Annotated in this window: 11 protein-coding genes; 5 read left to right on the top strand and 6 right to left on the bottom strand. The window is 46.2% G+C overall.

The features are described 5' to 3' along the window. Positions 1–3 precede the first annotated feature (3 nt). The 5 genes from CELL2_RS04895 (at position 4) to CELL2_RS04875 (ending at position 8,217) form a co-directional block, all read left to right on the top strand. On the top strand, positions 4–657 hold the full coding sequence (locus CELL2_RS04895) for a hypothetical protein (protein ID WP_038033167.1): 654 nt from the start codon (positions 4–6) through the stop codon (positions 655–657). A gap of 10 nt (positions 658–667) precedes the next feature. Then, on the top strand, positions 668–1,810 hold the full coding sequence (locus tag CELL2_RS04890; protein ID WP_039446214.1) for a hypothetical protein: 1,143 nt from the start codon (positions 668–670) through the stop codon (positions 1,808–1,810). Positions 1,811–1,825: 15 nt separating this feature from the next. Beyond that, positions 1,826–3,850, top strand: coding sequence for a glycogen-binding domain-containing protein (locus CELL2_RS04885; protein ID WP_038033169.1), 2,025 nt, complete (start codon positions 1,826–1,828; stop codon positions 3,848–3,850). Positions 3,851–3,867: 17 nt separating this feature from the next. Then, positions 3,868–6,399 carry a type I pullulanase gene (gene pulA / locus CELL2_RS04880; protein WP_038033170.1) on the top strand — a complete coding sequence of 844 codons (2,532 nt, stop codon included), beginning with the start codon at positions 3,868–3,870 and terminating at the stop codon, positions 6,397–6,399. Positions 6,400–6,474: 75 nt separating this feature from the next. Beyond that, positions 6,475–8,217 (top strand): WD40 repeat domain-containing protein, encoded by a 1,743-nt coding sequence (locus tag CELL2_RS04875; RefSeq protein WP_038033171.1) that lies wholly within the window; start codon positions 6,475–6,477, stop codon positions 8,215–8,217. Between the two features lie 20 nt (positions 8,218–8,237). On the opposite strand, the gene CELL2_RS04870 is transcribed toward CELL2_RS04875, so the two are convergent. The 6 genes from CELL2_RS04870 to CELL2_RS04845 all read right to left on the bottom strand — a co-directional run bounded on the left by CELL2_RS04870 (position 8,238) and on the right by CELL2_RS04845 (position 16,601). Further along, a complete protein-coding gene (locus CELL2_RS04870) occupies positions 8,238–9,386 on the bottom strand; it encodes an ROK family transcriptional regulator (protein WP_038033172.1) in 1,149 nt (382 codons plus the stop codon). Positions 9,387–9,464: 78 nt separating this feature from the next. Then, entirely contained in the window at positions 9,465–10,301 is an 837-nt protein-coding gene (locus CELL2_RS04865; RefSeq protein WP_038033173.1) for a carbohydrate ABC transporter permease, read from the bottom strand. 12 nt (positions 10,302–10,313) lie between these two features. Next, positions 10,314–11,195 carry a carbohydrate ABC transporter permease gene (locus CELL2_RS04860; protein WP_038033174.1) on the bottom strand — a complete coding sequence of 294 codons (882 nt, stop codon included), beginning with the start codon at positions 11,193–11,195 and terminating at the stop codon, positions 10,314–10,316. Between the two features lie 57 nt (positions 11,196–11,252). Next, complete coding sequence (locus tag CELL2_RS04855) at positions 11,253–12,488, bottom strand: ABC transporter substrate-binding protein (RefSeq protein WP_038033175.1); 1,236 nt, start codon at positions 12,486–12,488, stop codon at positions 11,253–11,255. Between the two features lie 218 nt (positions 12,489–12,706). Further along, positions 12,707–14,047 (bottom strand): GH1 family beta-glucosidase, encoded by a 1,341-nt coding sequence (locus CELL2_RS04850; RefSeq protein ID WP_038033176.1) that lies wholly within the window; start codon positions 14,045–14,047, stop codon positions 12,707–12,709. 112 nt (positions 14,048–14,159) lie between these two features. Beyond that, entirely contained in the window at positions 14,160–16,601 is a 2,442-nt protein-coding gene (locus CELL2_RS04845) for a GH36-type glycosyl hydrolase domain-containing protein (RefSeq protein WP_011943512.1), read from the bottom strand. Positions 16,602–16,765 lie beyond the last annotated feature (164 nt).

Here is a 16,765-nt window from a genome sequence, read left to right as displayed (position 1 = left end):
TCCTTGAAAAAGATAATCCCAGCTCTTTTGTTGATTACGTTTCTTTCTGGATGTATGACACTGCTCAATATAAAGCTTCCGGACGGTGTTTATGTGATAGGAGATTTCTCAAACGGTGTGCCGAGCTCCGAATACAAAATGGCGCTTCAGGGTGATTTCTACACCCTGGAGCTTCCTTCTTCCGTTTTGAGCTTTGAAAATGACATCGCCTGGTATCAGGTTGTGGTTGTTGAAAACGGAAAACCAGTGAAGACCACTTCCGAGATTCCTCTGTGGAAACAGCTCGTTGGAGCCACCGTCACCATATACGCAACACCGAACCTGATGGAAAACGACACAGCAAAGGGAGTGGGAGACTCTGAGAAAGAAACACCTCCCTGGTACTGCGCCGGAGATTTCAACAACTGGACGCTCGAAGAGATGACCTACCAAGATGGAAAGTTTGTTTTGAACACAGGCCGCACCGTCTCTTCCGGTGAAACGATACAATACAAAATCGCAAGAAACACCGACTGGACTCCTTACGAAGAACAGTTCGATGGAACCAGTTACGAAGCCGGATACGGTAAAAACGCCACCTTCACCGCGGACAAAGACGGCACTCTCGTCATAGAATTCGATCCGAAAACGAGCACACTTCAAGCCTACGTGGAGTGAGGTGAGGAATATGAAAAAACTCGCTGTTTTGATAATGTGTCTTCTTGCGTTTTCTTACGTGTTCTCCTTTTCGCCAACGGGTTCTCTCAAGGTGGGTTACTCCTACGATCTGGAAAACCAGAGCGGATCCAGCTACACTGAGCTGTACCTCTCGGGGAACAGTCTTTCCGGCGAGTTCACAACCAAAGATTTGAAACTCGACTCCGGATACATCGCCCTCGATACAGACCTGGTGGATCTCAAAGCCTACTACAATAGAGTCTTTGGATCCACAGGTGACTGGCTTGGAATCTACAGCTTCAACGACTCTAGAAATGGACTTGAAATTGAGCTTTTCGGTTTCAGAGGTGTGACCACAGGAGATGTTTCTTATCTCCAGTACCGAGGAAATCTTTCGAATTTCCATTTCAGCGCAATGCTTGGGAAGCGCTCCACAGTGAACGACACGTACTTCGATTTCAACTGGGAACCGGGCCTCAGGTATTTTGGAGAATTCGGTGTGAGTTATGAGAACGAGGAAAAGATAGGATCAAACAATTTCTTCTACATGTTTGGTATTTCAACCGCAGACTGGAAACACGGAGTGAAACTCACCGGAGTAGGTTCAGAAACATACCTTGACTACTGTGACTACGTGAACGACAACGATCTCGAAGGTGAGATACTCGCAAACCTCTGGACGACATTCGGCGACTTCAAGCTTTGGTTCGATTACAAATTCACATCGAAGACTCCCAAATACGGTGTCGAGTACTCTTCCGGTGATGTCTGGTTCAAGGCCTGGAAGGAAGGAACGAAATTCGATTCTGACATTCTCAACTGGGATGACTTCGGAATGGAAATTGGAAAGAACTTCAGCTTCATTGGCTTCAATGGAAAGATCTCTTACAAGTTCGGCAAACCCGCCCACGATTCCACAAGCGCGATGGGTGAGGTATTCTACGCGGAACTGTGGAAAAACTTCGGCAGTGTCAACTTCTTCGCCAAGTGGCAGTATCTGAACACTCTCTACACAGAGGCGTACACAGCCTACTACGAGCTGAAGTTCACGGATGAAAAGTCCGAGTTCAAACTCTCTCTTGGCGATGGCGATTTCTCCAGCCAGATAAACTTTGTCAAGAAAATCTCTCTTGAATATTCAACGTGGTGGTAAGGAGGTGTCTAAGGTATGAAAAAACTTCTCATTCTCTCTGTGCTTTTGCTGAGTGCCTTCGTATTTTCTGATGTCTTTGTAGAAAACGGAAAAGTGATTTTCACCTTCGAGTGGGAAGGAGCCAAGGTGGTGTACCTCGCAGGAACCTTCAACAACTGGAATCCCACAGCGCTTCCAATGGAAGAAGTGGAACCCGGTCTCTGGAGAGCAGAGCTCGAACTCGAACCCGGAACGTATCAATACAAATACGTGATAGATGGAACTACGTGGAAAGAAGATCCCAACGCACCCGGATACGTGGACGATGGTTTCGGAGGCTACAACGGAATATTCACACTGGTGGAAAAAGACGGACAGCTCTTCATCGTTGGCCTTCAGAAGAAAGAAGAATCAAAGAAATACGAGCCCAATCCCGACAGGGAAGACACCATCTTTGTCGAAGACGGTATAGTGGTTCTCAGATACTACAATCCCGAAGCGGAATTCGTAACCATAGCTGGAAATTTCAACAACTGGAACGCAGAAGAGATAGAGATGTATCCACTCGAAGATGGTTGGTGGGAAGGAGTACTTGAACTTGGTCCTGGAGTGTATGAATACAAGTTCGTTGTGAACGGTGAAGAGTGGGTAACCGACCCCAACGCCTTCGCTTTCGCCGATGACGGTTTTGGAGGAAAGAACGGTGTTTTCGAAGTTTATGAAGAAAACGGAGAACTGAAGGTAAAATCTCCCATCGAGGAAACTGTCCAAGAAGAGACTTCAGAAGAAGCACCCGAAGTCGCTCAGCAAGAAACCGCAGAAGCCGAACCAGAAGAGGTTGAAAAATCCGAGCTGAAAGAAGGACTCAGCGTGGAAGACGGTTTTGTTGTCTTCGCCGTTAGAAAGCCAGAAGCTTCCGAGGCTTACGTTGCGGGAAGTTTCAACAACTGGAGCACTACAGCGAATCCAATGGAAAAAGAAGGGAACCTCTGGGTGGCAAGAATCAAGCTCAACCCTGGCACTTATCAGTACAAGTACGTCTTCACGATAGCGGGAAATCAGGTCTGGCAAGAAGATCCCAACGCGCCTTCCTATGTCCCGGATGGATTCGGTGGAAAAAACGGCGCTTTCATGCTCTCTGAAGAGGATGGAAAACTCGTCATAAAACCACTGGAACAGAAATCTGAGAGTGAGACTCCGTTCTTCGGGAAATACTCCATTGATCTGACTTACAAATACGCAACGGATACCTTCCTCAAATCTCTCGAAAGCTCCCATGAACTCACTCTCGGTGTAAAAACCGACTTCTTGAAAGCAACCTTGAATTTCAAACCGGAAGGCTCTTTCTTGGACAGCGCGAACATAAAGGTGGAAAAGGACGGCTTCGAGGTTTTCGGACACTACAACGTGGCATCTCTGGTGGAAGGGAAGCCCTACGAAGAATGGTTCGCCGAAACAGGCTTTGGTCTCGGTATTTCTTTCCTTTCCTACAAGTTCACAGCTGATGTCGCTTTTGACACAAACGCGGAAAAGGAAAGATTTTTGATAGGAGTTTCGGGAGAGAATTTCGGTACCTACTTTGGAAGTAATTACTTGCTTGGGATAGAAAAAATAGACCTCGCAGGTTTCTTATCCTTTGATCTTCTTGGAGCAAAAACAACCGTCTGGACCGGTTTAATCTTTGCCAAGCCCGTTCTCTACTTTGTGAACCTCGAAGTCGATTCGGACAACTTCGATGTCAACTACCTGTACTATGAAAAAACATCTTCAGAAGACAAAGGATTTCTCAAAGCAAGCATTGATCTCTTCAACCTGGAACTCTACGGGGATTACAATTTCAACAACAAAACGTATACGGTAAGCGCAGGGTACGTTTTCGATGACACCTATGTCCTCGGATTGGCCTACAGATACGGAGACTACGACAACTTTGAAAACGACCCCGACAAAATAACCGTCTTTGGGGAGCTCAGAAACGAATTCGCAAGCGCAAAACTTGGAGTAACTTACGACGCATACAAGAACATCTATCTGGATTTCCAAGGTGAAGTCAACTTCTGATTGTGAGGTGATTCAAGGTGAAGACTAAACTCTGGTTGTTACTTGTTCTCCTCCTTTCCGCTTTGATATTCTCAGAAACCACCATCGTAGTCCACTATCACAGATACGATGGAAAATACGATGGATGGAATCTCTGGATATGGCCCGTGGAGCCTGTGTCTCAGGAAGGGAAAGCTTATCAGTTCACAGGTGAGGATGATTTTGGTAAAGTAGCAGTAGTGAAATTACCAATGGATCTTACAAAGGTGGGGATCATAGTGAGGCTGAACGAGTGGCAGGCAAAAGACGTGGCAAAAGACAGGTTCATAGAGATAAAAGACGGAAAGGCTGAAGTGTGGATACTCCAGGGAGTGGAAGAGATTTTCTACGAAAAACCAGACACATCTCCCAGAATCTTCTTCGCACAGGCAAGGTCGAACAAGGTGATCGAGGCTTTTCTGACCAATCCTGTGGATACGAAAAAGAAAGAACTCTTCAAGGTTACTGTTGACGGAAAAGAGATTCCCGTCTCAAGAGTGGAAAAGGCCGATCCCACGGACATAGACGTGACGAACTACGTGAGAATCGTCCTTTCTGAATCCCTGAAAGAAGAAGACCTCAGAAAAGACGTGGAACTGATCATAGAAGGTTACAAACCGGCAAGAGTCATCATGATGGAGATCCTGGACGACTACTATTACGATGGAGAGCTCGGAGCCGTATATTCTCCAGAGAAGACGATATTCAGAGTCTGGTCCCCCGTTTCTAAGTGGGTAAAGGTGCTTCTCTTCAAAAACGGAGAAGACACAGAACCGTACCAGGTTGTGAACATGGAATACAAGGGAAACGGGGTCTGGGAAGCGGTTGTTGAAGGCGATCTCGACGGAGTGTTCTACCTCTATCAGCTGGAAAACTACGGAAAGATCAGAACAACCGTCGATCCTTATTCGAAAGCGGTTTACGCAAACAGCAAAAAGAGCGCCGTTGTGAATCTTGCCAGGACAAACCCAGAAGGATGGGAAAACGACAGGGGACCGAAAATCGAAGGATACGAAGACGCGATAATCTATGAAATACACATAGCGGACATCACAGGACTCGAAAACTCCGGGGTAAAAAACAAAGGCCTCTATCTCGGGCTCACCGAAGAAAACACGAAAGGACCGGGCGGTGTGACAACAGGCCTTTCGCACCTTGTGGAACTCGGTGTTACACACGTTCATATACTTCCTTTCTTTGATTTCTACACAGGCGACGAACTCGATAAAGATTTCGAGAAGTACTACAACTGGGGTTACGATCCTTACCTGTTCATGGTTCCGGAGGGCAGATACTCAACCGATCCCAAAAACCCACACACGAGAATCAGAGAAGTCAAAGAAATGGTCAAAGCCCTTCACAAACACGGTATAGGTGTGATTATGGACATGGTGTTCCCTCACACCTACGGTATAGGCGAACTCTCTGCGTTCGATCAGACGGTGCCGTACTACTTCTACAGAATCGACAAGACAGGTGCCTATTTGAACGAAAGCGGATGTGGTAACGTCATCGCAAGCGAAAGACCCATGATGAGAAAATTCATAGTCGATACCGTCACCTACTGGGTAAAGGAGTATCACATAGACGGATTCAGATTCGATCAGATGGGTCTCATCGACAAAAAGACAATGCTCGAAGTCGAAAGAGCTCTTCATAAAATCGATCCAACTATCATTCTCTACGGCGAACCGTGGGGTGGATGGGGAGCACCGATCAGGTTTGGAAAGAGCGATGTCGCCGGCACACACGTGGCAGCTTTCAACGATGAGTTCAGAGACGCAATAAGGGGTTCCGTGTCCAACCCGAGCGTCAAGGGATTCGTCATGGGAGGATACGGAAAGGAAACCAAGATCAAAAGGGGTGTTGTTGGAAGCATAAACTACGACGGAAAACTCATCAAAAGTTTCGCCCTTGATCCAGAAGAAACTATAAACTACGCAGCGTGTCACGACAACCACACACTGTGGGACAAGAACTACCTTGCCGCCAAAGCTGATAAGAAAAAGGAATGGACCGAAGAAGAACTGAAAAACGCCCAGAAACTGGCTGGTGCGATACTTCTCACTTCTCAAGGTGTTCCTTTCCTCCACGGAGGGCAGGACTTCTGCAGGACGAAGAATTTCAACGACAACTCCTACAACGCCCCTATCTCGATAAACGGCTTCGATTACGAAAGAAAACTTCAGTTCATAGACGTGTTCAATTACCACAAGGGTCTCATAAAACTCAGAAAAGAACACCCTGCTTTCAGGCTGAAAAACGCTGAAGAGATCAAAAAACACCTGGAATTTCTCCCGGGCGGGAGAAGAATAGTTGCGTTCATGCTTAAAGACCACGCAGGTGGTGATCCCTGGAAAGACATCGTGGTGATTTACAATGGAAACTTAGAGAAGACAACATACAAACTGCCAGAAGGAAAATGGAATGTGGTTGTGAACAGCCAGAAAGCCGGAACAGAAGTGATAGAAACCGTCGAAGGAACAATAGAACTCGATCCGCTTTCCGCGTACGTTCTGTACAGAGAGTGAAAAGTTGTAAAATCTCAATGGTCAAGCCCCAGCGTGAGCTGGGGCTTTGAAACCTAATTTCAGGAGGGTGAGCCGATGAAAAAATCACTGACACTGGTTTTAGTCGTTGTATCGATCCTGATTTTCTCTCAAACATTCAAACTCGAGAAGGTGCTGGGATTCAGCGACATTTCATCTTTAGCATTCAAAGATGGTTATCTCTTACTTGGAACGGGAAACGGTGAAATCATCGTTTACAAAGACGGATCCTATTACAGAGCTTTCAAAGTCCACGACAACAGAGTAAACGAAGTAACCTTTGAAAACGGGTTTATCGTGAGCGCTTCGGACGACAAAACAGTTGGTGTGACGAATCTGGAAACAGGTGAAATAAAACTCCTCAAAGGTCACATGAAAGGTGTTTCTTCCGTCGCAGTGGCGGGCAGTAAAATCCTGAGCGCCTCCTTTGATGGAACCGTGAGAGTATGGTCTTTCCCAGATGGAGGGGAAATCTCTTCTCAAAAGCTTGGACCATCGGTTGTTCAAATCGCCGCCCATGAGAACAGATACGTCGTGGGACTGGCCAACGGACTTGCACTGATCAGAGACCTCTCGAATCAATCATTTTCCATTCCCCTCAAGGCCCATCCTGAAGGAATCAAAAAGATCGTGTTCTCAGAGAATGGACAGTTGATCGCAACCTGTGGGGGAAACACCGTAAAGGTATGGAACGCCTCGAATGGAAATCTCGTCCTCCAGTACGACCACGTCATAACGGTGAACGATGTGGCTTTTCTTGAAAATGACAGTCTCATTTTTGTAGCCGACGACTACAAAGCTGTGGTTTTGAACATTCAGAAAAACGAAGTGGTGAAATCAATCGACGCTCATAACAACTTTGTTCTTTTCGTCTCTTCAGATGACGGCAGCATAGCAACCTACGGAATGGACAAAACTGTCAAAGTGTGGAACGCCAACTTAGAGCTTCAATACTCTCTCTACGGTCACCAACTCTCGGTGAACACAGTAGCTTTATCAAGCGACAGGAAATTCATTGTGAGCGGCAGTGACGATAGAGAAATTCTGATATGGAACGCTGAGAAGGGGATCGCTGAACACAGGATAAAGGCTCTATCAGGGGTCAGAAAGCTTTTGACAGTAGAAAACAACATCATTTCCTGTCTTGATAGCAATCAACTCAAGATTTATAACCTGGAAAATGGAAAGCTCGTGAAGAGAATCAAAGTTGGCACGACGAGCACAATGGACATTGCTCTTCAAAACGATAGAATGGCAATAGGATTCTACGACGGAAGTGTCGCTCTGTTCAGATATCCAACCTTCGAAGAGATATGGAGAAAAGACACAGAACACGAAATGATCCAAACGATTGATATGAACAACAAATTCATCGCCTTCGGAGTTTCTTACTCTGATCCAAAAGACAAGATAGGTTACGTAGAAGTTCTCTCCGCAGACACAGGGGAAAGAGTACTTCTGCTGGAAGGTCACAGAGGAAACGTAAACGCTGTGAAATTCGCTGGGGACTTTCTTGTCTCAGGTGGAGAAGACGGAAAGGTCATTCTCTGGAGCTTGGATACAGGTTCAAAAGTCCGCGAGATCTACCTGAACGAACCAGTGTCCTCTCTATTAATCGATGAAAAGGAACTCTTTGTTGGAACCTGGAATGGAAATATCAAAATTTTTGCTTTTCCAGATCTGACCTTGAAGACTTCTTTGAAAGCCTCTGATCAAAAGATAGGACATTTCATAAAGGTGGGCGATCAGCTCGTAGTTCCATGCGGTGATGGAAAGATAAGGATCCTCGTGGAAAAGTGAGGGGGGAAATCCCCCTCATTTTACACTAGTCTTTCACTTATCATCATGGAAGAAAGTATCGAAGTCCCCTCTAAAACCACTTCTTTGTTGGAGAGACTACCCTTCTCAACGGAAACCTCTTTATCCATTGGATGAATCTGTCTTCTCGTTTCTGATACAATCACCTCAAATACACCTTCAGGAAGAAATACTCCTTCTCCACCAACAATCACGATCTCTGGGCTCAGAATGTTCACAAGATTCACAATACCATCTATGAGGATACCGGTGAATTCGTCCAGTACCTCTTTAGCCAGTGGGTCTTCTTCGTATATTTTGCAGAGCGTTTCGAACTTTTCGTACATGGTTCTTCCTGGAAGAGGTTTTTTCTTTTCATACTGACGGACGCAGTGGGAGATGGAAGTGTTGGCCTCCCAGCATCCGACCCTTCCACAAAAACACGGTCCTCTGTCGTACATTTTCATGTGACCGATCTCTCCAGCCGCGTTGAAAGAACCCTTGTAGAGTTTTCCTTCGATGATAATGCCTCCACCTATTCCTTCTCTGACGAGTATGTACACGATGTTCTTTCTATCACCGAAATGTTTGTTTCTCATCATTTCCGCGAGGGCCGCAAGGTTCGCGTCGTTCTCCAAATACACCTCGAACACCTTGAAGTACTTCTCCACATCTATGTCTCTCCATCTGTTGAGATTTGGAGCGAATGCCAATTTCTTGTGAGTCTTATCAACAGATCCTGGAACCCCTATCACAATCAATGGAAAAACACCGGGGAACCTGGAAACCTTTTCCGTCAAAACTCTGAAACACTCCTCAGGTGTGTCGGGCGTGTCGAATTCATCGACCACTTCAACTGTCCCATCGAAAAACGATATCCCAACGATGGAATGCGTCACCCCAAGATCGACCACTATCGCCTTTGAAAAATCTCTGTTCACGTAGAGTCGTTTGGAGTGCCTTCCCAACTTCGATGGGAGTATTCCTTTCTCGTAGATCATCCTTTTCCTCTTCATCTCGTTCACGAGTTTTGTAACAGTGCTGGGATCGAGCCCGGTTTTTTCCGATATCATGTTTCGAGTAACTCCAGGCTCAAATCTTATCGTGTTGAGAACTCTCAATTTGTTTATGATCCTTGCCTGCTTTAGGGAGTAAATTTCCATGTTTTGCAACTTTTCAGACCTCCCAGAAAGTTTACTTTCGCTTTCAAAGATTATATCCGAATTGTGGTTACAAAAACTTTACCGGCATCAACCCTTAACCGCTCCTGCACTCAAGCCAGCTATGATTCTGTTCTGGAAAACCAAAACGAGTATCACAAGTGGAAGTGTGACGATAACGGCTGCGGCCATGAGCTGACCCCATGGTATCTCGTACTGAGACGCTCCTTTGAAGAGAGCGACTGCGACAGGAACCGTGTACAGGCTCGGCTTTTGCATGAACGTGAGAGCGAAGAGAAACTCGTTCCACGCGGCGATGAACGTCAAAAGCCCTGTTGCCACAAGACCAGGAGCAGACATAGGAAGCACGATAGACCAGAGAGTTCTGAGTTTAGAAGCTCCGTCGATGAACGCCGATTCTTCCACTTCTTTTGGAAGCTCCCTGAAGAAACTCTGAAGCACCCAGACAGTGAGAGGCAGATTCATAGCGGTGTAGGGTATGATGAGGCCAGTATAGGTGTTTATCAACTTCAGCCCTCTCAAAATCAAAAACAGAGATCCCAAAATGGAAACCTGTGGGAACATGCTCACCGCAAGAATCAACGACATCACGATGACCTTTCCTCTGAACTTGAGTCTTGCGATGGCGTATCCAGCAAGCGATCCTACAATTAGTGCCAAAGCCGTGGTTATGCCTGCCACTATAATGCTGTTTTTGATGTTTATATGAAACGGTCTTTCCTTGAAGACCTTCACGTAGTTTTCAAAGGTTATTCTTTTTGGGAAAAGAGAAGGGTTCTTTTCGAAAAGATCCTGATCAGGCTTTATCGACGAAATAAAAGCCCAATAAAGGGGAAAAACGCACCATACAAGAATGAGCACAACAGCTATATAAAGAAGGATTCTTTGCGTTATCGATCTGCTCATCAGGTTCCCTCCTCAATCGAGTTTCAGCCTCAAGGACTTTATGTAAAGTATGGCAAAGACCGATATAAGAACGAATATGAAAACAGATATGGCAGAACCGTATCCAAACCACGCACCGGTGAAAGCCCTATCCATCAGAACGTGTCGGTTATAAACGGCCAGGGTCTCTGTGTTCACAGCACCCCTCGTCATGATGTAGACAACATCGAACACGCGCAGCGCATCGAGTGTCCTGAAAATCAAAGCCACTCCTATCGTTGGCGTTATCAACGGAAGAGTGATTCTGAAGAATCTTTGAATTGTATTTGCTCCGTCGATTCTCGCCGCTTCGTAAATATCCTCTGGTATCACCTGAAGTCCCGCGAGAATCAAGAGAGCCATGAACGGAGTCGTTTTCCACACATCGACGAATATGATCGCCCACATGGCGAGCCCTGGTGTTCCGAGAATGGGGGTTCCCGGTTCTATTATTCCGAGTTTCTCCCAGAGTCTCGACATTATTCCGAATTGATCGTGGAACATCCATCGCCACATTTGAGAAGAAATGGCCGTTGGAATTGCCCATGGAACGAGCATAGCGGCCCTCACAACGCCTCTCAACGCGAATCTCTGATGAACAACTATGGCGATGAGAACACCAAGCACCGTCTCCAGAGAAACCGAAATCACCGTGAAAAAGACGGTGTTTTTCAAAGCCATTATGAAGCGGGTGTCCTCAAAGAGTCTGAAATAGTTCTGAAGCCCAACGAATCTTCTCTCTATACCGGGCCTCAAACCGAAACTGTAGAAACTGTCGTAGAAGGTTTTGAACAGAGGAAAAAAAGCCACTACGGATATGACAAGAATTGTCGGCAAAATCATCCAGAACGCTGTCCAACCACTTCTTTTTTTCATCTTTCTGTATCCTCCTTCAACAGAGTAAAAGAGGCGGGGGAGAGCCCCTCGCCTCTGTTACTGTCCAAGCAGGAATTTGAGCTCTTTTGCAATGTTCTTTATTGCGTCTTCTGGTGTTGTCTGTCTTGTCAGAGCAGCGTGCACGTACCTCTGAATGACATCGGAAACTTCTGTGTAGTTCGCAACCCTTGGTCTTGGAAGAGCGTTGATGAAAACTCCGAGAAGTTCAACCATGAACGGAGCAGCTTCTTTGAGTTTTGGATCTTTGTAAACGGCTTTTCTCGTTGGATTCTGTCCGGCGTTGATCGCTTTGTAGAGCTGCTGGTCGTAACTTGTGAGGAACTTTATGAGCTTCTTTGCGGCTTCCTTTTCTTCAGGTGACGAGAATTTGTTTATACCGAGGACCCACCCACCGAGTGTGGCAGCTCTTCTTCCACCAGGACCCATTGGAAGAGGAGCAACTCCAACCTTTCCTTTGATTGGGGATTCGTCGCTGTTCACGAGGGACCAGGCGTACGGCCAGTTCCTCATAAAAACAGCTTCTCCGTTCTGGAAGATTCTTCTTGCGTCTTCTTCCATGTAGGTGGTAACTCCTTCAGGAGTGACTTTGTGCTTGTAGATGAGATCGACCATGAACTGAAGAGCCGCAACAGCTTCTGGAGAATCGATCACAACTTTTCCACTCTCATCGAGCACATCCCCACCGAAAGACCAGAGGTATTCAAGGAAATCACAGACAAGGCCTTCGTATCTTGCACCCTGCCAGACGAATCCGTGGATGCCTTCAGCCTGAGAGATCTTCTTTGCCATTTCGACGAGTTCATCCCAGGTTCTCGGAGCGTGATCGTAACCGTATTTCTCGAGGAGGTCTTTTCTGTAGTAAAGGAGACCTGCATCTGTGAACCAGGGAACAGCAACGATTCTTCCATTGACCGTGACAGACATCACAGTTCCGGGTAGGAATTCACCGAGTTCGAAGTAGTCTTTGTCTGCTGTCAGATCTTCAAGGAACGGAGCAAACTCAGCAGGCCATATCACATCGAGCATGAGAACGTCTGGATCCGTCTCTCCGGCGGCAAAGTACGTGACGTAGAGATCGTGCCTTTCAGTTGAACTGTCCGGCATCGGAATGATTTCCACTTCGATATCTGGGTACTGCTGGTGGAACATCTCCAGCTGCTTTTTCAGTACCTCGAGTTCCTTTCCGACCCCTCCAGATGTCATAGTGATTTTCACAGCGAAGAGTCCACCAACCAGAAGAACTGCAAGCAACAGAGCAAAGTACTTCCTCATAACAAAAACACCTCCTTAAGTATCAGTTAAATGACGTTATAATCAAATTAACCTATTTGATATTTTGCCAGACTTTTAAATTCTTTGCAAGTGAGTTATCGGGAGAAAACGGGAGATTTTTTTTCGTTAAATGAAAATAATCGAGGATATTCACTCAGAATGAACGAATAGGGGGAAAAATAATGCATCAAAAAGAAAGGGCGGCTAGGCCGCCCTTTTCAATCTTCCAGACCGTTGCTTTTGACCACGTTCGAGTACCAGTAACCACTGTCTTTTATGATACGTTTTTGAGTGCTGTAGTCCACGTACACGATACCAAATCTCTTAGAGTATCCCTCTGCCCATTCGAAATTGTCGAGGAGCGACCAGACGAAGTAACCTTTAAGCGGCACTCCCTCCTGTATGGCCTTCCATGCCTGACCAATGTGGGCCTTCAAATAATCGATTCTGTTTTGATCGTGAACTCTTCCATCTTCACTAACTACGTCGTCAAAAGCAGCCCCATTCTCTGTGATGTAAACCTCTGGTGGGTTGTATTCTTCTTTCACCTTCTTCAGGATCCAGTAGATTCCTTCTGGAACGATCTCCCATCCCATGGCTGTTTTTGGAAGATCCCTTTCAACGAAAGAGACCTTAGCTGGTGCATCTGGATCGAACTTCACCAAATGACCGGAGTAATAGTTCAATCCAACAAAGTCGATCTTTTCCTGTATCTCGGACATGTCATCTTTGTAATTCTCCGGTAGATACTCTCTGGCAAATTCCAGAACGAGCTCCGGATAATCTCCTCTGTAGATCGGATTGAGAAAGAGAGGATAGTTGTTGAACTGATGCATGAATCTCGCCGCTCTGAGGTCTTCCTCTTTTTCACTCGCGGGTTCGAAATATCCATTGTTGAAAACTATTCCGATCTTTCCATCTTTCACAGTTTCCCTGAACACTTTCACCGCTTTGGCGTGTGCCCTCAAGAGATTGTGAACAGCTCGGAAAGCCACGTAAATATCTCTCATTCCAGGAGCGTGGACTCCGTACAGATGCCCCACTATGGCAACAACCCACGGTTCGTTCAAGGTGATCCAGTTCTTCACACGGTCGCCGAAATTTTCAAAGAGAACCCTTGAGTATTCTGCGAACCAATCCGCTATTTCTCTGTTCGCCCATCCTCCTTTCAACTGAAGAGCGAAGGGAAGATCCCAGTGATAGATGGTCACAAAGGGTGTGATACCTTTTTCCAGCAGGGTGTCTATGATCCTGTTGTAAAAATCCAGTCCTTTCTGATTCACCCTTCCTGTTCCTTCCGGAAGTATTCTTGGCCAGCTGATTGAAAATCTGTAAGCCTTTACTCCGAGTTTCTCTATGATTTCAATGTCCTCTTTCCATCTGTTGTAGTGGTCGCAGGCCACATCTCCCGTGTCACCGTTCTTTACATTTCCAGGAGTATGGGAGAAGGTGTGCCAGATAGACATACCAGCTCCGTCTGCGAGGGGAGAACCCTCGATCTGGTAGGAAGCTGTTGCAACACCCCAGAGGAATCCTTCAGGGAACTTTTTCACGTTCATCACCTCTCCTGTTGTTTTGATTCGTGTGCCTAACTATTCTATCAAAACTCTCTGCACAAAAAAAGAGGGGGAGTACCCCCTCGTCTGTACTATATCATCGGAGAACAAAAGGTCAGCCCATCACAACTTCAACCCTGTGCACCTTTCCATCCTCGAAAACTGGAAGTACTTGTCCTTCTATCTTTTTTCCATCAACAATGATCTCTTTGACTCCTTTGGAAACATGAGAGAGATTCTTCACCGTTATATCGTAGATGCTTCCTCTGAACTTTCTTGTGATCCTGAATCCTTCCCATTCTTTCGGGATGCAGGGATCCACCACCAGGCCGTCGTAAGTAGGCCTTATCCCGAGTATATGCTGAGTGATCGCTACAAAGCTCCAAGCAGCAGTCCCCGTGAGCCAGGAATTCTTTGCCTCTCCATGCCTCGGTGCATCTTTTCCGGCAACCATCTGAGCGTAGACGTACGGCTCAGTCCTGTGTATTTCGCTGATGTCTTCGAGATAAGCCGGTGTGATTTTTCTGTAGATCTCAAAGGCTCTGTCTCCCCTACCTATAACAGTCTCGGCTATCGCTACCCATGGGTTGTTGTGACAGAAGATCCCCGCGTTTTCTTTGTAGCCCGGTGGGTAACTCGAGATCTCACCAAGCTCGATGTAATATCTGCTGTACGCCGGCTGCTGAAGAACGAGTCCGTAGGGTGTGTCGAGATATTTTTTGACAGAATCGAGAGCTTTTTCCGCGTATCCGTTGTCCACACCGATACTTGCCATAACACACATTCCCTGTGGTTCTATGAAGATCTTACCTTCTTCACACTCTTTGCTTCCCACCTTTCTCCCAAAGGCATCGTACGCCCTGAGGAACCATTCACCATCCCAGCCGTATTTCAGAGTGGTCTCGATCATTTTGTTCACATGTTTTTCTGCTTCTCTCGCTTCTTCTTCAAGTCCTCGTCTTTTGCAGATCTCCACGAATTCTTTTCCAGCAAGAACGAAGAGCCCCGCTATGAAGACGGACTCCGCTACCCTTCCGTCGAGAGCGTTGACGGTTGTTTGGAAAGACTCATCGGGATCTTTCGAGAAACAATTGAGGTTAAGACAATCGTTCCAATCGGCCCTTCCTATCAATGGAAGACCGTGGGGACCGAGGTTGTTCACAGTGAAGTAGAAAGATCTCTTCAGATGCTCGAAGAGTGATGCCTTTTTGTTCGGATCGTTGTCGAAGGGAACCTCTTCGTCCAGTATGCTCCAGTCACCCGTTTCTTTGATGTAAGCGCTCGTTGAGAGAATGAGCCAAAGCGGATCGTCGTTGAAGCCTCCTCCTATTTCGTTGTTGCCCTTCTTGGTGAGCGGCTGGAACTGGTGGTAAGTGCTTCCATCCTCGAATTGGATAGAGGCCAAATCGAGTATTCTCTGCCTTGCCTTCTCCGGGATCATGTGAACAAAACCTAAGATATCCTGGTTCGAGTCCCTGAAACCTATTCCTCTACTGATACCAGACTCGAAGTACGAAGCGCTTCGAGAGATGTTGAACGTGACCATACACTGGTACTGATTCCAGATGTTCACCATTCTGTTGAGTTTTTCGTCATGGGTTTCTACCTGTATTCTTCCAAGAAGGTCGTCCCAGTATTCTTTGAGTTCCTTCAGGGCGTGCTCAACATCTTCACCTGTTTTGAATTTCTCTATCATCTCTTTTGCTCGCTTTTTGTTTATCACACCGGGCTTTTCCCATTTTTCCTCCTCTGGATTCTCTACGTACCCGAGAATGAAGATGAGTTCTTTCTTTTCGGATGGAGCGAGTTCTATCTCTAAGTAATGTGAAGCGATCGGTGCCCACCCGCTCGCGACGGAATTTCTGGGTTTTCCTTCCACCACCGCTTGAGGAGCTTCAAAACCGCTGTAGAGACCTATGAAGGACTCTCTGTCTGTATCAAAACCATCTATCGGTTGATTCACAGAATAGAACGCGTAGTGGTTTCTTCTTTCTCTGTATTCTGTCTTGTGGTAAATCACAGAACCTTCTATTTCCACTTCACCCGTACTGTAGTTTCTCTGGAAGTTCGTCATATCATCGAGAGCGTTCCAGAGGCAGAACTCTATAAAGGAGAAAAGTTTTATCCTCCTCGGCGTGTTCGTTCTGTTCTCCAGAACAAGGTGATGGACCTCCCCTGTGAAATGTCTTGGCACAAAGTAGGTGATGGTGGCTCTCAGGCCGTTCCTTTCACCTGTGATCTTTGTGTATCCAAGACCGTGGCGCGCTTCAAAGAAGGAAAGATCTTTTCTCACAGGCATCCACGTGGGTGTCCAGAAATCTCCATTTTCTTCTCTGATGTAAAAGTACCTTCCTCCAGCATCCGTTGGAACGTTGTTGTATCTGAACCTCGTTATTCTTCTGAGTCTCGCGTCTTTGTAAAAACAGTAACCCCCTGCCATGTGAGATATGATGGAAAAGAAGTCCTCCGTTCCCAGATAATTTATCCATGGATACGGAGTTTGAGGAGTTGTGATCACGTATTCACGGTTGACGTCATCAAAATAACCGAATCGCACGCTATCACCCTCTCTTCACTTTTTCTGTCTCTGGTATTTTATTCTGAAAATGTTTTCATTCAAAATCTGAAGAGATGGATGCAGAAACAAGTATCGGCGAATATTTTTCAAAAGAAACCATTTTCTTCTAAATCCGCGGTTCCAGTCTCCGGTATTTATTAGAC

This window comes from Thermotoga sp. Cell2, from assembly GCF_000789375.1.
GTDB classification, from domain to species: Bacteria; Thermotogota; Thermotogae; order Thermotogales; family Thermotogaceae; genus Thermotoga; species Thermotoga petrophila.
The sequence above is the reverse complement of the archived record's forward strand: the minus strand, read 5'-3'. Positions and strand labels throughout refer to the sequence as shown.